Source organism: Streptomyces sp. NPDC041191 (assembly GCF_055591945.1).
In genome coordinates, this window is the sequence record NZ_JBVIZC010000008.1 from 119,996 (window position 1) to 139,145 (window position 19,150).

Here is a 19,150-nt window from a genome sequence, read left to right on the forward strand (position 1 = left end):
CGGACGGAGGGTCCGGTGCCTCGCGGGGTGCCGGACCCTTCGCGCGTCGGCGAGGGGGACCGATGTACGACTTCGACCGGGAGATCGACCGGCGTGGCACCTGGTCGGTGCAGTGGGACGGGACGGCGGCCCGCTTCGGCGTGTCCGACCTGCTGCCCTTCACCATCTCCGACATGGACTTCGCCTCCCCGCCGGACGTCCTCGCCGCCCTCCGCGAGCGCGTCGACCACGGGGTCCTCGGCTACACGGACTGGCGGCTCGGCGGCTTCCGCGAGGCGGTGCGCCACTGGTACGCGAGCCGGCACGGCACCGGGATCGACCCGGACTCCCTGGTGTACGCGCCCTCCGTCCTCAGCCAGCTCTCGCAGCTCCTCCGGATGTGGACCGGCCCCGGTGACGGCGTGGTCGTCCACACCCCCACGTACGACGGCTTCCGCAAGGCCGTCACCGGTCTCGGGCGCGAGCTGCGCGGGGTCCCGGTCGGGGACGCGGAGGCCCTGGAGCGCGAGCTGGCCCGGCCGGACAGCCGGATGCTGCTGCTCTGCTCCCCCCACAACCCGACCGGCCGGGTGTGGACGGAGGAGGAGCTGACCTCCTTCGCCGTCCTCGCCGAACGCCACGGGGTGAGCGTCGTCAGCGACGAGATCCACGCGGACCTGACCGCCGACGGACACCGCCACGTGCCGTGGGCCCGGATCGCGGAACCCGGCCGGGGCCGCCGCTGGGCGGTGGTCACCTCGGCCACGAAGGCGTTCAACTTCCCCGCTCTCTCCGGCTCGTACGGGATCATCGGCGATCCCGCCGAGCGGGAGGCCTTCGTCCGGCGGGTGGAGACCGGGGAGGGGCTCGCCTCGCCCGCCGTGCTCTCGCTGACCGCCCACATCGCCGCGTACCGGCACGGCGCGGCCTGGCTGGACGAGCTGCGCGGCTACGTCGCGGGCACGATGGAACTGCTCCGGGAGCGGCTGTCGGAGGGGCTTCCCGGGGTGGTGTGGGAGCCCCCGCAGGCCGGCTACCTGGCCTGGATCGACCTGCGGCCCCTGGGGATCGAGGAGACCCGGCTCCAGGAGGAGCTGGTGACGGTGGAGAAGGTCGCGATCATGCCGGGCGGGACGTACGGCACCCCGGGCTTCGTCCGGCTGAACGTGGGCTGCCCCCGCGCCAAGGCGGAACGGGGCGTGGACGCGCTGGTCAGGGCGGCGGGACGGCTGCGGACGGCCTGAGACCGGCCCGTCCCGGGGCGGGGCCCGGGGGAGCGGGCGGAGAGGCGCGGGCGGAGGGCCCGTCCGGGAGGCCGGGCCGGGGGAGACCGCCGGGCGCCGGGTCCGGGCCCGCACTGAGGCAGACTGGCCCCATGGCCATCCACGAGAACCTGCTGGGGGGACCGGCCCCCACCCACCTGCCCGACGAGCCGGGACCGCGCGAACTGCTCGCGAACGGTACGGACCCGGCGGAGGTCGCCGCGAAGTACCCGACCTCCTCGCTCGCCTGGGCGCGCCTCGCCGACGACGCCTACGAGGGCGGACGGGTCGTCGAGTCGTACGCCTACGCCCGCACCGGCTACCACCGGGGACTGGACGCGCTGCGCCGCAACGGCTGGAAGGGCCACGGCCCGGTGCCGTGGGAGCACGAGCCGAACCGGGGCTTCCTGCGCGCGCTGCACGCCCTGGCGCGGGCGGCCGGCGAGATCGGGGAGAAGGAGGAGTACGAGCGCTGCACGACGTTCCTGCGGGACTCCTCGGAGACGGCGGCGGAGACGCTGGGCTGACGTCCGTGAAAACGGCGCGCGCGGAACGGGAGCGGCGTACGCGAGAGCGACCCACGTGAAAGCGGCGTACGCGAAGGTGACGTGAGCGGCGTGCGCGGGAGCCCGGGGCGGTCGCCCCGGGCTCCCGCGTGTTTCGTGCCGGGCGCGTGTGCGACGCGTTCCGGACTCCCGGGCGTTCCGTCCCGGACTCGCGCGCGCCGCACTCCGGGCTCCCGCGTGTCGCGTCCCGGTCTCGCGCGCGTTTCGGCACGGACTCGCGCGCGGGGCACGCCGGGCTTTCGCGCGGTGCGCCGCCGGGGCCCGCGCGTCCCGTGCCCGGGGAACGGACCCGTACAAACCGCCCCGCGTCATTCGAGCGTATTCGAACGGGCCGGTACGATCCCCGGGACCGCAGCAAAGAAAAAGCCGGTACCGAGGCCCCACTTCCTCTTCCCCCACACCGGCCGAGCAGGGGAGAAGTCTGTCGTGGGCAAGCGCTCCGTATCCGCAGGACAGCGACGAACACAGAGCCGGCGGCGGGGCGGGGCCAGACGCGGTCCCGTACGCCGGCTCGTCCTCCCCGCCCTGATCCTGGCGACCCTCGCGCTCGGCGGCGGCGCCGCCCTCGCCCACTTCCACGGCACGGAGGCCGGTGCCGCGGCGGCTCCGCCCGCGCCCGGCCCCATGGCGGGGGAGGCGGACCCGACGACCGCCGCGCCCGCCACCACCCCGCCGGCGCCGAAGGCGAAGCCCACGCCGACGGCGCCCCCGGCGACGACCCCCCCGAAGAAGCCCGCCGTGCCGAAGTCCGGCCCCGGGACCTTCACCACCGCGCGGGCCGCCGGCGCCGTCACCGGCGACCGCGGGGTCCTGCGCCGCTACCGGGTCCAGGTCGAGGACGGCATCGACCTCTCGGCACGCCAGGCGGCCGACGAGATCCAGCGGATCCTGGCCCATCCGCGCAGCTGGGCGGCGCACGGCCGGGGCCGCTTCCAGCTGGTCTCGGAGAACGCCGACTTCGTCATCCGGATCGCCACCCCCGACACGGCGGACGCCCTCTGCCTCCGCCAGGGACTCGACACCCACGGCGAGCTGAACTGCGAGACCACCGACGGCGTCGTCGTGAACCTCAGGCGGTGGATGCTGGGCTCGCCGACCTTCGCGGGCGGGGCCGCCGAGTACCGCCACCTGATCATCAACCACGAGGTCGGGCACGAGATCGGCATCCGGACGCACATGGCCTGCCCGGGTCCGGGCAAGCTCGCCCCCGCGATGATGCAGCAGATCAAGGGCCTGAACGGCTGCCGGTCGAACGCCTATCCGTACGACGAAGACGGGAACTACATCACGGGCCCGACCGTGTCATGATGCGTCTGGGACGGCACGCGACGGAGCGGGCCTCCCGAGGGGACCGGAGCTCCCGTGCCGCACGCGGTGCCGCACGGAAGGAGCGGACCGCTACCCGGTAGAACGTTTCGAGGAGACAGAAATGTCCACCTTCCCGGGTTCTCCCGATGCCTCCGCAGACGACCGGGCCGACCGGGCCGACCAGGCCGACCGGGCCGACCAGGCCGTCGAGGATCCCAACCTCGACTTCGCGGGCACGACGCCGTACGAGGACTACGTCCAGGCGGACGTCCTCACCCACCTCCAGCACCTCCGCTCGGACGACCCCGGCGAGATGGTCTTCCTGGTCACCACCCAGGTGATGGAGCTGTGGTTCACGGTGATCGTCCACGAGTGGGAGACCGCGAGCCGTGCCCTGCGCGAGGACCGCGTGCCGGTCGCGAGGGACGCGCTCAAGCGCTCCGTGCGCGAGCTGGAGGCGCTGAACCACTCCTGGCGGCCGCTCGCCCAGCTCACCCCCGCCCAGTTCAACGCCTACCGGGGCGCCCTGGGCGAGGGGTCCGGATTCCAGTCCGCGATGTACCGGCGGATGGAGTTCCTGCTCGGCGACAAGTCCGCGTCCATGCTCGTGCCGCACCGGGGCGCGCCCCGCGTCCACGCCGAGCTGGAGAAGGCCCTGCACGAGCCGAGCCTGTACGACGAGGTCCTCGGCCTGCTCGCCCGGCGCGGCCTGCCCGTGCCCGCCGCCGTCCTCGGCCGCGACCTCTCGCAGCGGTACGAGCCCTCGCCCGAGGTCGAGGCGGTCTGGGCCGGGATCTACGCGGACCCCGACCAGAACGCCGAGCTGGTCCGCCTCGGCGAGGCCCTGAGCGACGTGGCCGAGCTGGTCTGGCGCTGGCGCAACGACCACCTGGTGGCGACCCGGCGCGCGATGGGCGCCAAGACCGGCACCGGCGGTTCGGCGGGCGTGGCCTGGCTGGAGAAGCGGGCGCAGAAGAACGTGTTCCCCGAGCTGTGGACGGCCCGCAGCCATGTCTGACCCGCTGGAGGGCAAGGCCCTCGCCCTCGACGCGACCGACGAACTGGCCGTGCACCGGAAGAAGTTCGTCCTCGACGAGGACACCGTCTACCTCGACGGCAACTCGCTCGGCGCGCTGCCCGCCCACGTCCCCGCCCGCATGGCCGACGTCGTCGCCCGCGAGTGGGGCGAGCTGCGCATCCGCTCCTGGGAGGAGTCCGGCTGGTGGACCGCGCCCGAGCGGATCGGCGAGCGGATCGCGCCGCTCGTCGGCGCCGGCCCCGGGCAGGTCGTGGTCGGCGACTCGACCAGCGTGAACGTCTTCAAGGCGGTCGTCGCCGCCGCCCGCCTGGCCGGCCCGGGCCGCGACGAGATCCTGGTGGACGCGACGACCTTCCCCACGGACGGGTACGTCGCGGAGTCGGCGGCGCGGATGACGGGCCACCGGATCGTGCCCGTCGCCCCCGCCGGGATGGCGGAGGCGGCTGGTCCGCGCACGGCCGCCGCCCTCGTCAACCACGTCGACTTCCGCAGCGGCCGGCTCCACGACCTGCCGGGCACCACCGCGGCCCTGCACGCGGCGGGCGCGCTCGCCGTCTGGGACCTGTGCCACAGCGCGGGCGCCCTGCCGGTCGGCCTGGACGCCCACGGGGTCGACCTGGCGGTCGGCTGCACGTACAAGTACCTGAACGGCGGCCCCGGTTCGCCCGCGTACCTGTACGTCGCGGAGCGCCACCAGGCCGCCTTCGACTCGCCGCTGCCCGGCTGGAACTCGCACGCCGACCCGTTCGCCATGGCCCCCGGGTACGAGGCGGCCCCGGGCGCCGCGCGGGGCCGGGTCGGCACCCCCGACATCCTCTCCATGCTGGCGCTCGAAGCGGCGCTCGACGTGTGGGACGGGGTCGCGATCGAGGACGTGCGGGCCAAGTCCCTCGCGCTGACGGACTTCTTCCTGGAGTGCGTCCGGGCGTACGCCCCCGGGGGCAGGGTCGAGCCGGTCACGCCGGAGGCGCACGCCGAGCGCGGCAGCCAGGTCGCGCTGCGCTGCGCCGAGGCCCCGGCGGTGATGGCCGAGCTGATCCGGCGCGGCGTCGTGGGCGACCTGCGCCGCCCGGACGTGCTGCGGTTCGGCTTCACGCCGCTGTACGTCGGGTTCGCGGACACCGCGCGGGCGGCGCGGGTCCTCGCGGAGGTCCTGGCGGACGTACCGGCGGGGACGGGGGCTCCGGAGACCCGGGGGGCGTAGCTCCCCGGACCCCCGGGCCCCCGGGCCCCCGGGGCCTGCCGGGACCTGCCGGAGCCCGCCGGAACCATCGGGTCCCGGCGGGCCCCGGACGGGCCGTCCGCCCCGGCGGCCCCCCCCCGCGCTCCCGCGCCCTCCCCGGGGCCCGAAGGCCATCCGCTCGCGCGGTCCCGATCCTGGTACCGTCCCCGCAGGTCAGGCCAGTTCGGCCCCGTACCGGAGAGGTTGGAGCAGCCCATGGACCCCGCCGCGCGCGACGCCGCCGAAGAGGCGTCGGCCCTCTCGCACCCGGTCGTCGCCCCGGACGCCTCCGCCGCGTACGGCGACCACCCGGACCAGGTGGTCGACTTCTACGCGCCGCGCGACGGACGCGTCCGCGCCCCGCTCGTCGTCGTCCTGCACGGCGGCGCCTGGCGGGCGTCGTACGACCGGTGGTACCTCTCTCCGTTCGCGGACTTCCTGGCCCGGCGCGGCTTCGCCGTCGCCAGCGTGGAGTACCGGCGCGGCGGCACCCTCCCCCGCCAGGGGGGCACGGCCCCGGTCGCCGGGCGCTGGCCCGAGACCTTCGACGACGTGGCCGCCGCCCTGGACGCCGTGCCGGAACTCGCCGCCGCGCACCTGCCGGGCGCCGATCCGGGCCGGACGGTGCTCACGGGACACTCGGCCGGCGGCCACCTCGCCCTGTGGGCCGCGGCCCGGCACGTCCTGCCCGCCGGCTCCCCCTGGCGGCTCCCGGCCCCGCCCCCGCTGCGCGGTGTCGTCGCCCTCGCCCCGATCGCCCACTTCGGGCGGGCGGTCGAGCTGGGGGTGTGCGGCGGCGCGGTCACCGAACTCCTCGGCGGCCCCGGCGCGTACGAGGAGCGGGCGGCCTCCGCCGACCCCGCCCGCCTCCTCCCGACCGGGATCGCCACCACCGTCGTCCAGGGCCGTGAGGACGTCGTCGTGCCGCACGCCGTCGCCGACGCGTTCGCGGAGGCGGCGGCGGAGGCGGGCGAGACGGTCGGCCTGACGCTCCTGGAGGAGGCCGGCCACTTCCCGCCGATCGACCCGTCGGCGGACGCGTGCGCGGTGGTCGCGGAGGAGATCGCCCAGCTGGCCTGGTGACGGGACCGGCGCCGCGCCCGGGAGGTCCGGCGCCGGCGCGGGGGACTCCGTAGTACTCAGGGGGGACGGGGAAGGATCCGTACGCGGTGGGACGACCCGTTCCCCCCGCCCCCGTACCGTGATCCGCGTGACTCAGACACAGACCCCCGGGACGAGCCGCGCCCCCGAGTTCCACCTGGTACAGGTCGTCCTCGGCGGGCTGCGGCAGGAACTCTTCCACGACGCCCTCGCCTACCGGCCGATGCCCCCCGTGGAGGTCACCAGCAGGTTGGCGCGCCTCCTGCCGCGGCGGATACGGGCGCACGCGGGGTTCTTCCCGCACGCGGTCGTCGCGTTCCTCGCCGCGATCGCCTTCGTCGCGGGGTACGAGAGCGCCGACATCCGCTTCCCCCCGCTGACGCTGGTGATCTCCTGCGCGCCGCCCGCGATCGTGCTGCTCACCCTGGTCCGGCCGGTCCTCGCCTTCTGGGCCTCGCTCGGTTCGGCCCCCTTCATCGGCTATCTCACCGACTACGACGGCGGCTGGCCCTGGTCGCACACGACGTTCTTCTCCCACCTGGTGGTCCTCGCCGTGGTCGCCGCCCGCACCCGGCCCCGCGCGGCGGTGTGGATGTGGCTGGTGACGGGGGCCTTCGGCCTCTTCGCCGGGATGTTCCTCGGCACGGGGGACGACTCCGAGGCCGTCGCGATGATCTTCGTCTCGGCCCTGGTCCTGCTCACCGTCACCGTCTTCCAGGTCCGCCGCGAGGCCGACCGCGAGGTCACCGCCCAGCAGACCGTCACCGAGCGGGAGCGGTCGAAGCGGACCCTCCTGGAGGAGCGCACCACCATCGCCCGCGAGCTGCACGACGTCGTCGCCCACCACATGTCGGTGGTGGCCATCCAGGCGGAGGCCGCGCCGTACCGGGTCGAGAACCCGCCGCCGGAGCTGGAGCAGGCGTTCCTCACCATCCGCGAGAACGCGGTCGCCGCGCTGACCGAGCTGCGCCGCATCCTCGGCGTCGTCCGGGCCGAGGACTACGAGGCGCCCGACGCCCCGCAGCCGACCCTCGCCGACCTGGACGCCCTCGTCGCCAACGTGCGCGAGGCCGGGCTCGACGTGGAGAAGACGGTGACCGGCGCGGTGCGCGAGCTGCCGCAGGGCGTGGAGCTCTCCGCGTACCGGATCGTCCAGGAGGCCCTGTCGAACGTGCTGCGGCACGCGCCGGGCGCGGCGGCGAAGGTCGAGGTCAGCTATGTCCTCGGCGGCCTCGGCCTGCGCGTCGCCAACGGGCCCGCGCGCGGTCTCGTGAAGCCCTCCCCGGGCGCCGGGCACGGCATCACCGGCATGCGGGAGCGCGTGGCGATGCTGAGCGGCGAGATGACGGCGGAGGCGACCGGCGACGGCGGCTACGAAGTGACGGCCTTCGTCCCCGTCGGCCGCGAGGAGGCGGCGGAATGAGCATCAGGGTGCTGATCGTCGACGACCAGATGATGGTCCGGGAGGGCTTCTCGGTGCTGCTCGGCGCGATGCCGGACATCGAGGTCGTCGGGGAGGCCGTCAACGGCCGGGAGGCGATCGCCCAGGTCGCCGCCCTCCACCCCGACGTGGTCCTCATGGACATCCGGATGCCCGAGCTGAACGGCATCGAGGCCACCCGGGAGATCGTCGCCGCCGACGCGGACGCGAAGGTGCTGGTCCTGACCACCTTCGACCTGGACGAGTACGTGTACCAGGCGCTGCGCGCCGGGGCCTCCGGCTTCCTGCTCAAGGACGCCTCGGCCCGGCAGCTCGCGGACGGCGTGCGGGTCGTCGCGGCCGGCGAGGCGCTGCTCGCGCCGACCGTCACCAAGCGCCTGATCACCGAGTTCGCGAAGGCGCCGGGCTCCTCCCCGCGCCCGCCCGCGACGGCGAGGGTCGGGGAGCTGACCGAGCGGGAGACGGAGGTCCTCGTCCTCATCGCGCAGGGCCTGTCGAACGCCGAGATCGCGGACCACCTCGTCGTCGCGGAGTCCACGATCAAGACCCACGTGAGCCGCGTCCTGGTGAAACTGGGCCTCCGCGACCGGACGCAGGCGGCGGTCTTCGCGTACGAGGCGGGCCTGGTGCGGGCCGGAGGTTGAGGCGGGGCGGGGGCCGGGGAGGGGCGGGTCCGGCCGGCCGGCCGGCTCCGGCCCGTACGGGCCGGAGCCGTACCGGCGGCCGGATTCCGGCCTGAATCCGGCCGGCAAGCGGTCCGGAGCCGGCCGGGAAGCGGTCCGGCGGCTGGAGGAAGCCGCGGGCGGGTAGCGTCCGCCCATGGACGCCACCGACACCGCGTACGACCCCTGGTCCGCCGAGTTCGTCGCGGACCCGTACCCCGCCTACGCCGAGCTGCGGGCGGCGGGCCGCGCCCACTGGTACGGACCGGCCCGCCAGTGGCTGATCCCGCGCCACGAGGACGTCTCGGCGCTCCTGCGCGACCGGCGGCTCGGCCGGACGTACACCCACCGGTTCACCCACGAGGAGTTCGGCCGGGAGGCCCCGGACCCGGCGCACGAGCCCTTCCACACGCTCAACGACCACGGGCTGCTCGACCTGGAGGGGGCCGACCACACCCGCATCCGGCGGCTCGTCTCGAAGGCGTTCACGCCGAGGACGGTGGAGGGCCTGGTCCCGACGGTGCGGCGGCTCGCCGCCGATCTGGTCGGGGGACTGGTGGCGGAGGGCGGCGGCGACCTCCAGGCCGCGGTCGCGGAACCGCTGCCGGTGGCGGTGATCGCGGAGATGCTGGGCATCCCGGAGGAGGACGAGGAGCGGGCGCGGCTGCGGCCCTGGTCGGCGGCGATCTGCGGGATGTACGAGCTGAACCCCTCGGAGGAGACGGCCCGGCGGGCCGTCGAGGCGTCGGTGGAGTTCTCGGACTACCTGCGGGAGCTGATCGCGAGGCGCCGCGCGCACCCCGGGGACGACCTGCTCTCGGCGCTGGTCGGGGTCCCGGAGCTGACCGAGCAGGAGACGGTCTCCACCTGCGTCCTGCTCCTGAACGCGGGCCACGAGGCCACCGTGAACACCACGGTCAACGGCTGGTACACCCTCCTGCGCGAAGGACTCCGCCCGGACCCGGGGAACCTGTCCGCGGCCGTGGAGGAACTCCTGCGCCACGACACCCCGCTCCAGCTCTTCGAACGCTGGGTCCTGGACGACATCGAGATCGGCGGAGTGACCGTCCCGCGCGGCTCGGAGGTCGCCCTCCTCTTCGGCTCGGCCAACCGCGACCCGTCCCGCTTCGGCCCCACCGCCGACGCCCTCGACCTCACCCGCGCCGACAACCCCCACGTCACCTTCGGCGCGGGCATCCACTACTGCCTGGGCGCCCCCCTGGCCCGCCTCGAACTGACGGCGGTCTTCGGCGAACTCCTCAGACAGGCCCCGGGCATGCGCCTGGTGGCGGAACCGGTGCGGAAACCGGGGTTCGTGATCAGGGGGTACGAGGAGCTGCTGGTGGAGGTGTGAGGACCGGCCCGCGCGATGCGAAAGGCCGGCCGTCCTCCCGTACGGGATTCCCTTCGCGCTTCCGGCAACCTCACCCCCTCCGCGACGTCACGCCCCCGGCAGCGTCAGCCCCCACGCCCCCTCCCGCACCGTCCACGTCCGCCGCCGCACCGGTCCCGTCAGACGGCCGTCCGCGCGGTAGCGGAAGTCCGGGCCCGAGACCGTGAGGGTGTGGGCGGTGGTGTGGTGGGGCGGCGCCGAGGGGGGACGGACGGTGACCTCGGCCGTGCCCGCGACCGAGCGGGCCGTCAGGGCCTCCAGGGGGGTGTCGACGTCCGAGAGGAGTATCCCGTCCGCCTCCACCCGCAGCCGGTGGGTGCGGACCGCCAGGGCCGTCGGGGCCGGCCGCACCAGGGTGCGGACGAGGGAGCGGCAGGTGCCCCAGACCGACGGGACCGCCGGGTCCGGGAGGGGCGCGGCCGGGACCAGGAGGTCCCCGAGGACGATGCCGTCGCTGTCGTCGACCAGGAGGTCCAGGCGGCGGACGGTCCCGTCCAGGGCCGCCCGCGCCGCCGCCGGCGTGGAGCGCGGCACGCCGAGCGCGTGGGCCACCTCCAGGGCCTCCGGGGTCCCGATCGGGACCAGGGAGAGGGACCTCCCGGCGAGGGCGCGCTCCCGGTGCAGCAGCGCCACCGTGCGCAGCAGCGCCCGGTCGTCGCCGAGCACCACCGGGCGCCGGGAGCCCCGCCGGGCCAGGGCCCGGGAGAATTCCTCCGGACCGTCCGGCAGGCAGATCTTCGCTTCCGCGCCCGCGCACAGCACATCTTTCGCGATCCGTACGGACTCGCCGTCACTTCGGCGGGCGACCGGGTCGACGATGACCAGCAGCTGGTCGTGATCCGACACCTCGGTCCTTCCTCGGGTAGCATCTTTGTGCAAGAGCCCCTTGCGCTATTGCGCCAGGGGCTTCGTCTATTCCGGGGCACACCGGTGAGGCGGCGTATGCCCCCTGACCTTGGACATGCCCCACCCGGAAGGGGTGTACGCCTGTGCCCGCACTTGTGCTGCTCGGTGCTCAGTGGGGTGACGAGGGCAAGGGAAAGGCCACCGACCTGCTCGGTGGGTCCGTCGACTATGTAGTGCGTTACCAGGGCGGCAACAACGCCGGCCACACGGTCGTCGTGGGCGACCAGAAGTACGCGCTGCATCTTCTCCCTTCCGGAATCCTCTCGCCGGGGTGCACCCCGGTGATCGGAAACGGTGTCGTCGTCGACCCGGCGGTCCTGCTCTCCGAGCTGAGCGGACTGAACGAACGCGGCGTGGACACGTCGAAGCTCCTGATCAGCGGCAACGCCCACCTGATCACCCCGTACAACGTCACCCTCGACAAGGTGACGGAACGGTTCCTCGGCAAGCGCAAGATCGGCACCACCGGCCGGGGCATCGGCCCGACCTACGCCGACAAGATCAACCGCGTCGGCATCCGGGTCCAGGACCTGTACGACGAGTCGATCCTCACCCAGAAGGTCGAGGCGGCGCTGGAGGGCAAGAACCAGCTCCTCGCCAAGCTCTACAACCGGCGGGCCATCGACGCCGGGCAGATCGTCGAGGAGATGCTCCAGTACGCGGAGCAGATCCGGCCGTTCGTCGCGGACACCACCCTGATCCTCAACAACGCGCTGGACGAGGACAAGGTCGTGCTCTTCGAGGGCGGCCAGGGCACGCTCCTGGACGTCGACCACGGCACGTACCCCTTCGTCACCTCCTCGAACCCGACCGCGGGCGGCGCCTGCACGGGTACGGGCGTCGGCCCGACGAAGATCTCGCGGGTCATCGGCATCCTCAAGGCGTACACCACGCGCGTGGGCGCCGGCCCGTTCCCGACCGAGCTGTTCGACCAGGACGGCGAGGACCTGCGCCGCATCGGCGGCGAGCGGGGCGTCACCACCGGCCGTGACCGCCGCTGCGGCTGGTTCGACGCGGTCATCGCCCGTTACGCGACCCGCGTCAACGGCCTGACCGACTTCTTCCTCACCAAGCTCGACGTGCTCACCGGCTGGGAGCAGATCCCGGTCTGCGTCGCGTACGAGATCGACGGCAAGCGCGTCGAGGAGCTGCCGTACTCGCAGTCCGACTTCCACCACGCGAAGCCGGTCTACGAGATGCTGCCGGGCTGGTCCGAGGACATCACCAAGGCCAAGACCTTCGCCGACCTGCCGAAGAACGCGCAGGCGTACGTGAAGGCCCTGGAGGAGATGTCGGGCGCCCCGATCTCCGCCATCGGCGTCGGCCCCGGCCGCACCGAGACGATCGAGATCAACTCCTTCCTCTGACGGGAGGACGTGCGAGGGCCCGCCCTCCCGGTTCGCCGGGACGGCGGGCCCTCCGCGCGTCCGGGCCCGCGTATCCGGCTACGAACGCCGGTACTCGGCCGGCTCCGCGTCCGCCATCGGGTAGAGCAGGAGCATGTCCTTGCCCTTCCACGTGCCGACCGTCAGGTAGCCGGACTCGCTCTCGGCGCACTCCGAGCTCCAGCGGGCCGGGTCACGGACCTGCGGGCCGATCACCAGGAGGCCCCCCACCCCCGCGAGGACGGCCGTGGAGCCGCAGGTGACCGTCTCCGGGGTGAGGTCGCCCGACTCGTCCGTGCGCGGGAAGGAGTCGTGGAACTCGATCAGCCGGGTGCCGACCGGACCCTGGGCGATCGTCATCGTCGAGGTGTAGCGCCGCTCGACCTCCTTGTCCGTCCCCGACAGGGGGACCTGCTCCCACCGGCCGAGGAAGCGGGCGGGGACGACGGCGGTGCCGGTGGGCGCCTTGCGGAAGGTGGCCCGCACGGCGCCCGAGGACCACTCCAGGACGTCGGGGGAGCGCAGGGCGAGGGTCTGGTGGGCGGCGGGGGTGCAGCGTCCGGCGGGCACGCCGGACGTCACGTCGGACTCGCCGTAGACGACCTTGTCCTCGTCGGCCGAGACGAGCCGGGAGCGGCCCGTGCACAGGCGGCCCGGGGCGACGTGCGTGTAGACGGCGTTCTTGGCGCCGGCCGCGCCCTGGCTGATCTCGATCCGGAACGTCTCCCGGGGGGAGTCCACCCCGCCCTGGAGCACGCCCTCCCAGGCGCCGAGGAAACCGGCCGGGACGACCCCGGCGGGGCGGGCGGGGGAGCTGCTCGTCACCCCCTTCCCCCGGTCCTTCCGCCCGTCGGTGCCGCTCCCGGTGGTCTGACCGGGCCGGAGGACGTACGTGACGGTGGCCGCGGCCGCCACCGCGAGGACCGCGAGGACGACGGCCGGGGTCCGCCGCCGGGGGCGCGGGGCGGTGGCCGCGGGCCGGGGCTCCTCCCCGGTCCCGCCGGCCGCCGCTCCCGTACCGGAGCCGGGTCCCGACGCCTCCGCCTCCAGGACCCGGGCGGCGTGGCGGCCGAGGCGGGTCAGGACGTCCGCCGGGAGCCAGGGGTCGGAGACCGGCAGGGTTCCGGCGATCTCCCCGGGCGAGGGGCGGGACGCCGGGTCCTTGGCGAGGCAGGCGCGGACCAGACCGGAGAGTTCGGGCGGGAGGCCGGTCAGGTCGGGCTCGTCGTGGGCGATGCGGAACATGGCGGCGTGGACGCCGCTGTCCGCCGGGCCGAAGGGGGCGCGGCCGGTCGCCGCGTAGGCGAGGACCGAGCCGAGGCAGAAGACGTCCGAGGCGGGCGTGAGGCGTTCGCCGCGCACCTGCTCCGGGGACATGAAGCCGGGCGAGCCGACGAGGGCCCCGGTGGTGGTCAGGCCGCCGCCCTCGGCGACCGTGTCGACGGCGCGGGCGATGCCGAAGTCGATGAGCTGCGGCCCGTCGACGGTCAGCAGGACGTTGGAGGGCTTGAGGTCGCGGTGGACGAGCCCGGCGGCGTGGATGTGGCCGAGGGCGCGGGCGAGTCCGGACGCCAGGGTCCGTACGGTGCCGGTCGGCAGCGGGCCGTACTCGTCGCCCACGACGGTCCGCAGCGACGGCCCCGGTACGTAGCCGACGGCGACCCACGGGGGGTCGGCGGAGGTGTCCGAGCCGAGCAGGGGCGCCGTGCCCGTGCCGCCGACCCGCTCCAGGGCGGCGACCTCGCGGGCGAACCGGCGCCGGAACTCGTCCCGGTCGGCCAGTTCGGCGTGCACCACCTTCACGGCGACCGTCCGGCCGCCGGCCGAACGCGCCAGGAACACCCGGCCCATCCCCCCGGCTCCCAGCCGGCCGATCAGACGGAACGGGCCGATGGTGACGGGGTCTTCCGCGGTCAATGGCTCCACGCCGTCAGAGCATGCCAGACCGGTCGTCGCGCGTCTCCATGTCACCGGCCCGTCCCCGCGGGGCCCCTCACTCCTCCCCGCAGGCCCGCAGCCCCTTCGGGGTCGCGCAGGGCAGGTGGCCGTGGAGGCGGACGAGGTCCTGGCCGCCGCCCCGGGCGAGGTAGGCGAGGAAGGCGGCGGCCGGGGAGTCGGCCGGCGGTTCGTCCCAGGTGTAGGCGTACTCGACCTCCCGGTACGGGTAGCCGGCCCCGCCCGGCGCGCCCGCCCCGTCCACGTCGGCGTCGCGTCCGTCGATCGCCACCCGGTGCACGCCCTCGAGGGCGCTGCCCGCGCGCAGCTCGCTGTAGCCGAGGGCGCCGGGGGTCCGGGCGACGGTGGCCAGGAGCTGCTCGGTGGAGTCGACCTCGCAGAGGGTGACCTTCGCGTCGGGGTCGGTGCGGTGGACGCAGTCGAGGGAGGAGCTGCCCGGTTCGTTCCGGCCGAGGACCCGGCGCTGGAAGACCTCCCTGGTGCCGGAGCCGGCGTTCCGGCTCACCAGGCGGATCGGCAGGTCCGGGCCGCCGAGCGCGCTCCAGTTGGTGATCCTCCCCCGGTAGATGTCCCGGAGGTGCGCCCGGCCGAGGTTGTCGACGGGCACTCCGTCGTGGACGACGAGGGTGAAGAGGGAGACGGCGACCGGGCTCTCCCGCAGCCGGGGGAAGCCGTTCGGCTTGCGCCCGTCGGAGAAGACGACCACGGAGGGCGGGTCCCCGGCCGCCTTCTCCCCGGTGAGGGCCAGTTCCCGTATCCCGGTGGTCGAGCCGCGCGCCTCCACGGTCACCCGCGCGCCCGGACAGTCCTTCTCGTACTTCTTCGCGACGTCCCGCACGACGGGGGCGAAGGCCGTCGAACCGGTGACCGTGAGGGCGCCCCGGACGCAGCCGATCGGCGGCGGGGTCTCCTCCCGGACGATGATCGCGGCGAGGGCGACGACGCACGCGGTGAGGAGGACCGTGACGGTCAGCGCGGCCCGGCTGAAGACGGGGAGCTTGTCGTCGGGGGTGATGCTGCGGTTGGGGTGGACGCGGCCCTCGGCGATGCTGCCGTCGACCGTGACGGGGCTCCCGGTGGGGCCGCCGCCGAGCAGGACGAGCAGTTTGTAGGAGGCGCCCCGGTTGAGCGGGACCTTCGGCAGCAGGATGCTGGTGGCGCCCTCCGCCGGTCCCGTCCAGTTCGCGGGGAAGTGGCTCAGGAGGCGGGGGTGGTCGGGGGCGGTGACGACGACCGCCTTCACGTGCCGGTTCCCGAACTCCACCGTGAGTCCGTGGTCGTCCCCGTCCGTGTAGTGGTCGGCGGTGACGGACACGGCCCCGTCGTTCTCGATCCTGAGCAGGACGAGGGTGGCGTCCTCCAGGTCGGGGCTGGTGTCGAAGTAACCGCGCCGCACGGCCGAGCCGGAGGCGGAACCGTCGGCGCCGGCCGTCGCGCCGTCGCCGATGTACGTGTCGAGCTGGACGCGGTAGCCGATCCGCCGCTGGCGCAGCACCCACCACTGGTACCAGGCGACGCCGATCGAGACGAGGACGCCGAGGAGCGCGGTGACCACGGCGATGAGGTTCTCGGCGGTGAACCATTCCATGCGCGCGACGGTACGGACACGCGTGCGAGCGCGGGGGACACGTCGCGGCCCGCCACCTGGAGTTCTTCCTTCCGCAAACGGGGCGGCCCCGGGCTTCCGCGAGGCGGGCAGGGGCGGGTACGGACGGGTGCGGACGGGTGCGGTCCGCCGCCGGGCGGTACGGGCCGTGCGGGGCCCGGGCCGCGCCGGGGGCGTCGCGCGGGCGGGCCAACAGCGGTTGCCGGGGTCGGGGAGCCTGGGTGTAATGGCCACGAGGGGGCCTTCGTCCGGGGCCGCGAGGGGGCCTTCCGTCCGAGGAGCTGCACCCATGCGCGTCATCGAAGTGACCTCCTACGGAGGACCCGAGGTCCTCCGGATCGCCAACCGCCCCGAACCGCGGGCCGGGGACGTGCCCGGCCGCGTGCGCGTACGGCTCAAGGCCGCCGCCGTGCACCAGGCGGACCTGAGGATCCGCTCCGGCCGGTGGGCCGCCCTCCTGGGCGAGCTGGCCCCGCCCTTCGTCCTCGGCTTCGACTTCGCGGGCGTCCTCCTCGACGACGCGCCCGGCCTCCCCGAGGGCACCCGCGTGGCCGGTTTCGTGCCCTGGGTGACGGAGGGGACGGGCGAGGGCACCTACGCGGAGGTGATCCGCGCCGACCCGTCCTGGCTGGCGCCGATCCCGGAGGACATGGACTTCACGACGGCCGCCTCGGTGCCGCTCTCCTCGATGGCGGCGGCCCAGGCCGTCGACCTCCTGGACCTGCCGAAGGGTTCCCCGGTGCTGGTCAGCGGGGCCGGCGGGGTGGTGGGCCGGTTCGCCGTCCAGCACGCCGCCGCCCTGGGCCTCCGGGTGTTCGCGCTCGCCGACGAGGGCGACCGGCACGAACTGCGTTCCCTCGGCGCCGAGGAGCTGATCCCGCGCGGCGACCCGGCCGAGGTCGTCGCCGGAGTGCTCGGCCACGTCCCGGAGGGAGTCGCGGCCGCCCTGGACGCCGCGCTCATCGGCGCCCCGCTGCTGCCCGCCGTACAGGACGGCGGGGTCTTCGTCTCGGCCTCGGGCGAGCAGTTGCCGTCCGCCGACCGGGACATCACCGTCACCGCGATCCGGCCGCGCCCGGACGCCCCGCGCCTGAAGCAGATGCTGGAGAGCGTCGCCGCCCGCGAACTGGCCACCCGCACGGCGGACGTCCTCCCCCTCACCTCCGCCGCCGAGGCCCACCGCCGCGCGGAGGCGGGCCACCGGCCGGGGCGGATCGTGCTGCTGGTCTGAGCGGGACCGACCCGGCCGGGTCCGGTCCGCTCCGCCTCACTCCTGCCCCGTCCCACCCCGGTCCGGGCCGCGACGGCGGCTGCCCGTGTCAGTGGATGTCGTGGCCGGGGTGGGCCAGGTCGTACGCGTGCCGTGCCTCGGCGATGACGCCACGGTGCGCGAGGGACCAGTCGGCGAGCGCCTTGACCAGGTGGGTCAGGCCGGCCCCGGTCTCGGTCAGGCGGTAGTCGACCTGGGCCGGGACGGTCGGGTACACGGTGCGCAGCACGAGGCCGTCGCGTTCGAGCCTGCGCACGGTGAGGGTGAGCATGCGCTGGGAGATGCCTTCGACGGCGCGCTGGAGTTCGCGGAAGCGACGCGGCCCGCCGGCGAGTTCGACGACCACGAGCACGGACCACTTGTCCCCGATGCGGTCCAGGACGTCGCGGATGCCGCAGTCGGGATGGTCCTCGCGTCCGCACGGGTCGAGGTCGGCGGGGGTGGTGGTTACCCCGGTGTGCGTGAGTGACATCGGAATGCCTTCTTGTGGGGGGTGGGCGCGCGGTCGAGGATCAAGCGTAGTTACTGATGAGAACCACTGCGGAAGACTGCGATTGATCATGATTCTGGTGACCGGAGCGAACGGGAATCTCGGCTCGACCACCCTTGCGGCCCTGCGGGCCCGTGGGGCCGCCGCGACGGGCGGCAGCCGCACGCCGGGCGAGGGGATGCGGCGTCTCGACTTCGACGACCGCGCGAGCCTCGACCTCACCGGCGTGTCCACCCTGGTGCTCGTCTCCGCCGGTTACGCCGAGGACGACCGGGTCGTCGCCCGGCACGCGGCGGTCCTGGACGCCGCCGTCCGCGACGGCGTCGGCCACGTCGTCTACACGAGCCTGACCACCGCCGGCGATCACCTCGGTTTCGCCCTGGCGCACCGGGCGACCGAGCGCCTGGTGCGGGCGAGCGGGCTGCCGTGGACGATCCTGCGCAACGGCCTGTACGCCGAACTCTTCGGCGGTCTGCTGATGTGGGACCGCGACGGTGTGGAGTCCGCGTTCGGGGACGGTGCCCTGGCCGCGGTCCGGCGGGAGGACCTGGCCGAGGCCGCGGCGGTGGTGGCGTCGCGTCCCGCACCGCATCGCGGGCGCGTCTACGACCTCGTCGGCACGCCGATCACGGCGGCGCAGGTGGCCGGTGAACTCGGCGTCGCGCACCGCCCCATCAGCCTCGGCGAGTACCGGCGCAGGCTCCTCGACGAGACGGCGGGGCTGCTGCCGTTCCAGCCGCCGATGCTCGCCTCGATGGCCACGGGCGTTCGGCACGGCTTCCTGGACGGAACCACACCCGACCTCTCCGGTCTTCTCGGCCGGGCAGCCCGTGATCCGCTGGCCACGGCCGTCGAGGCCGCTGCCGCCGCCAGGCCGAAGGTGGGCGTTTGACGGCGGCGACGCCCTGGGGTCGGACCATGCTGATCTGGCTCAACGGACCCTTCGGCGGGGGCAAGACGCAGACCGCGTACGAGCTGCTGCGGCGGCTCCCGGGCAGTGTCGTCTGCGACCCCGAGCACCTGGGCTTCGGTCTGCACCGCATGATGCCTCCGGAGCTCCGCGGCGACTTCCAGGATCTCCCGGTCTGGCGGCGCGGCGTCCACGACGTGCTGGACCTGGTCCTCCGGAACCATCCGGGCACGGTGATCGTGCCGATGACGGTCGTGGAGCCGGAGTACTTCGCCGAGACCGTCGGCCGCCTGCGCGAACAGGGGCACGACGTACGGCACTTCGCGCTCCTCGCCGAGCGCGGGACGGTGCTCCGCCGGTTGCGCGAGCGCGGTTTCGGCCGCGTGGTGCGGTACGTCGCGGGGAAGGAAGCCCCGCTGCGGCGGGAGAGCTTCGCCGTGTCCCGGCTCGACCTGTGCCTGGAGCGCCTGAGCGGCGCGGAGTTCGCGGAGCACGTCCGTACCGACCGCCTGACGATCCCGCAGGTGGCGGATCGCGTCGCCGCCTCGGCCGGGCTGCGCCTCGCGCCCGGCACCGACGGCCCGCTCCGGGGGCGGCTGCGCCGCATGGCGGTCGGGGTCCGGCACATCCGGTTCGACTGAGCCGGACGGGAAC

The 19,150-nt window shown here is 74.6% G+C and carries 17 protein-coding genes; 13 read left to right on the forward strand and 4 right to left on the reverse strand.

Going from position 1 to position 19,150, the window contains the following annotated elements; all coding sequences use genetic code 11:
* Window positions 1–62 precede the first annotated feature (62 nt).
* The 9 genes from ACZ6AQ_RS17425 to ACZ6AQ_RS17465 all read left to right on the forward strand — a co-directional run bounded on the left by ACZ6AQ_RS17425 (window position 63) and on the right by ACZ6AQ_RS17465 (window position 9,934).
* Entirely contained in the window at window positions 63–1,223 is a 1,161-nt protein-coding gene (locus tag ACZ6AQ_RS17425) for a MalY/PatB family protein (protein WP_468760557.1), read from the forward strand.
* Window positions 1,224–1,354: 131 nt separating this feature from the next.
* A complete protein-coding gene (locus tag ACZ6AQ_RS17430) occupies window positions 1,355–1,768 on the forward strand; it encodes a DUF3151 domain-containing protein (protein ID WP_388691247.1) in 414 nt (137 codons plus the stop codon).
* Window positions 1,769–2,233: 465 nt separating this feature from the next.
* Window positions 2,234–3,115: a DUF3152 domain-containing protein gene (locus tag ACZ6AQ_RS17435; RefSeq protein ID WP_468760558.1), complete on the forward strand. Its 882-nt coding sequence runs from the start codon at window positions 2,234–2,236 to the stop codon at window positions 3,113–3,115.
* A gap of 121 nt (window positions 3,116–3,236) precedes the next feature.
* Window positions 3,237–4,133 carry a tryptophan 2,3-dioxygenase gene (locus ACZ6AQ_RS17440; protein WP_468760559.1) on the forward strand — a complete coding sequence of 299 codons (897 nt, stop codon included), beginning with the start codon at window positions 3,237–3,239 and terminating at the stop codon, window positions 4,131–4,133.
* A complete protein-coding gene (kynU, locus tag ACZ6AQ_RS17445) occupies window positions 4,126–5,358 on the forward strand; it encodes a kynureninase (RefSeq protein WP_468760560.1) in 1,233 nt (410 codons plus the stop codon). The genes ACZ6AQ_RS17440 and kynU overlap by 8 nt, the downstream gene beginning before the upstream one ends.
* Window positions 5,359–5,592: 234 nt before the next feature.
* A complete protein-coding gene (locus ACZ6AQ_RS17450; RefSeq protein ID WP_468760561.1) occupies window positions 5,593–6,459 on the forward strand; it encodes an alpha/beta hydrolase family protein in 867 nt (288 codons plus the stop codon).
* A gap of 118 nt (window positions 6,460–6,577) precedes the next feature.
* The gene (locus tag ACZ6AQ_RS17455; RefSeq protein WP_468760562.1) at window positions 6,578–7,900 is read left to right on the forward strand and encodes a sensor histidine kinase; all 1,323 of its coding nucleotides are present in this window, start codon (window positions 6,578–6,580) and stop codon (window positions 7,898–7,900) included.
* Window positions 7,897–8,562, forward strand: coding sequence for a response regulator (locus tag ACZ6AQ_RS17460; RefSeq protein WP_468760563.1), 666 nt, complete (start codon window positions 7,897–7,899; stop codon window positions 8,560–8,562). Before ACZ6AQ_RS17455 ends, ACZ6AQ_RS17460 begins: the two co-directional genes overlap by 4 nt.
* A gap of 175 nt (window positions 8,563–8,737) precedes the next feature.
* Window positions 8,738–9,934, forward strand: coding sequence for a cytochrome P450 (locus tag ACZ6AQ_RS17465; protein ID WP_388691228.1), 1,197 nt, complete (start codon window positions 8,738–8,740; stop codon window positions 9,932–9,934).
* An 87-nt stretch (window positions 9,935–10,021) separates the two neighbouring features.
* Here ACZ6AQ_RS17465 and ACZ6AQ_RS17470 read toward each other — a convergent pair whose 3' ends face one another.
* On the reverse strand, window positions 10,022–10,819 hold the full coding sequence (locus ACZ6AQ_RS17470) for a diacylglycerol kinase family protein (RefSeq protein WP_468760564.1): 798 nt from the start codon (window positions 10,817–10,819) through the stop codon (window positions 10,022–10,024).
* 143 nt (window positions 10,820–10,962) lie between these two features.
* Between ACZ6AQ_RS17470 and ACZ6AQ_RS17475 the strand changes: the two genes are divergently transcribed.
* Window positions 10,963–12,246, forward strand: coding sequence for an adenylosuccinate synthase (locus ACZ6AQ_RS17475; protein WP_388691222.1), 1,284 nt, complete (start codon window positions 10,963–10,965; stop codon window positions 12,244–12,246).
* A 78-nt stretch (window positions 12,247–12,324) separates the two neighbouring features.
* On the opposite strand, the gene ACZ6AQ_RS17480 is transcribed toward ACZ6AQ_RS17475, so the two are convergent.
* Together ACZ6AQ_RS17480 and ACZ6AQ_RS17485 are read right to left on the reverse strand one after the other, a co-directional pair.
* Window positions 12,325–14,190, reverse strand: a complete 1,866-nt coding sequence (locus tag ACZ6AQ_RS17480; RefSeq protein WP_468760565.1) for a serine/threonine-protein kinase — start codon at window positions 14,188–14,190, stop codon at window positions 12,325–12,327.
* A gap of 67 nt (window positions 14,191–14,257) precedes the next feature.
* Window positions 14,258–15,808 (reverse strand): PstS family phosphate ABC transporter substrate-binding protein, encoded by a 1,551-nt coding sequence (locus ACZ6AQ_RS17485; RefSeq protein ID WP_468760566.1) that lies wholly within the window; start codon window positions 15,806–15,808, stop codon window positions 14,258–14,260.
* 307 nt (window positions 15,809–16,115) lie between these two features.
* Here ACZ6AQ_RS17485 and ACZ6AQ_RS17490 point away from each other — a divergent pair, with 307 nt between their 5' ends.
* On the forward strand, window positions 16,116–17,057 hold the full coding sequence (locus tag ACZ6AQ_RS17490) for an NADP-dependent oxidoreductase (RefSeq protein WP_468760567.1): 942 nt from the start codon (window positions 16,116–16,118) through the stop codon (window positions 17,055–17,057).
* Window positions 17,058–17,145: 88 nt separating this feature from the next.
* Here the strand turns inward: ACZ6AQ_RS17490 and ACZ6AQ_RS17495 are convergent, their stop codons facing one another.
* Complete coding sequence (locus ACZ6AQ_RS17495; protein ID WP_388691211.1) at window positions 17,146–17,568, reverse strand: winged helix-turn-helix transcriptional regulator; 423 nt, start codon at window positions 17,566–17,568, stop codon at window positions 17,146–17,148.
* Between the two features lie 88 nt (window positions 17,569–17,656).
* Here ACZ6AQ_RS17495 and ACZ6AQ_RS17500 point away from each other — a divergent pair, with 88 nt between their 5' ends.
* Both ACZ6AQ_RS17500 and ACZ6AQ_RS17505 read left to right on the forward strand, forming a co-directional pair.
* Entirely contained in the window at window positions 17,657–18,478 is an 822-nt protein-coding gene (locus tag ACZ6AQ_RS17500) for a Rossmann-fold NAD(P)-binding domain-containing protein (protein WP_468760568.1), read from the forward strand.
* A gap of 26 nt (window positions 18,479–18,504) precedes the next feature.
* On the forward strand, window positions 18,505–19,137 hold the full coding sequence (locus tag ACZ6AQ_RS17505) for an AAA family ATPase (RefSeq protein ID WP_468760569.1): 633 nt from the start codon (window positions 18,505–18,507) through the stop codon (window positions 19,135–19,137).
* The last annotated feature ends 13 nt before the right edge of the window (window positions 19,138–19,150 follow it).

What these genes read in the sequence shown, in the direction of transcription:
- ACZ6AQ_RS17450 (WP_468760561.1), top strand. Translation starts at nt 5,593, where the DNA reads ATGGACCCCGCCGCGCGCGACGCCGCCGAAGAGGCGTCGGCCCTCTCG.
- ACZ6AQ_RS17500 (WP_468760568.1), top strand. Translation starts at nt 17,657, where the DNA reads ATGATTCTGGTGACCGGAGCGAACGGGAATCTCGGCTCGACCACCCTT.
- ACZ6AQ_RS17485 (WP_468760566.1), bottom strand. Translation starts at nt 15,808, where the DNA reads ATGGAATGGTTCACCGCCGAGAACCTCATCGCCGTGGTCACCGCGCTC.
- ACZ6AQ_RS17495 (WP_388691211.1), bottom strand. Translation starts at nt 17,568, where the DNA reads ATGTCACTCACGCACACCGGGGTAACCACCACCCCCGCCGACCTCGAC.
- ACZ6AQ_RS17505 (WP_468760569.1), top strand. Translation starts at nt 18,505, where the DNA reads ATGCTGATCTGGCTCAACGGACCCTTCGGCGGGGGCAAGACGCAGACC.
- ACZ6AQ_RS17425 (WP_468760557.1), top strand. Translation starts at nt 63, where the DNA reads ATGTACGACTTCGACCGGGAGATCGACCGGCGTGGCACCTGGTCGGTG.
- ACZ6AQ_RS17460 (WP_468760563.1), top strand. Translation starts at nt 7,897, where the DNA reads ATGAGCATCAGGGTGCTGATCGTCGACGACCAGATGATGGTCCGGGAG.
- ACZ6AQ_RS17440 (WP_468760559.1), top strand. Translation starts at nt 3,237, where the DNA reads ATGTCCACCTTCCCGGGTTCTCCCGATGCCTCCGCAGACGACCGGGCC.
- kynU (WP_468760560.1), top strand. Translation starts at nt 4,126, where the DNA reads ATGTCTGACCCGCTGGAGGGCAAGGCCCTCGCCCTCGACGCGACCGAC.
- ACZ6AQ_RS17465 (WP_388691228.1), top strand. Translation starts at nt 8,738, where the DNA reads ATGGACGCCACCGACACCGCGTACGACCCCTGGTCCGCCGAGTTCGTC.
- ACZ6AQ_RS17490 (WP_468760567.1), top strand. Translation starts at nt 16,116, where the DNA reads ATGCGCGTCATCGAAGTGACCTCCTACGGAGGACCCGAGGTCCTCCGG.
- ACZ6AQ_RS17430 (WP_388691247.1), top strand. Translation starts at nt 1,355, where the DNA reads ATGGCCATCCACGAGAACCTGCTGGGGGGACCGGCCCCCACCCACCTG.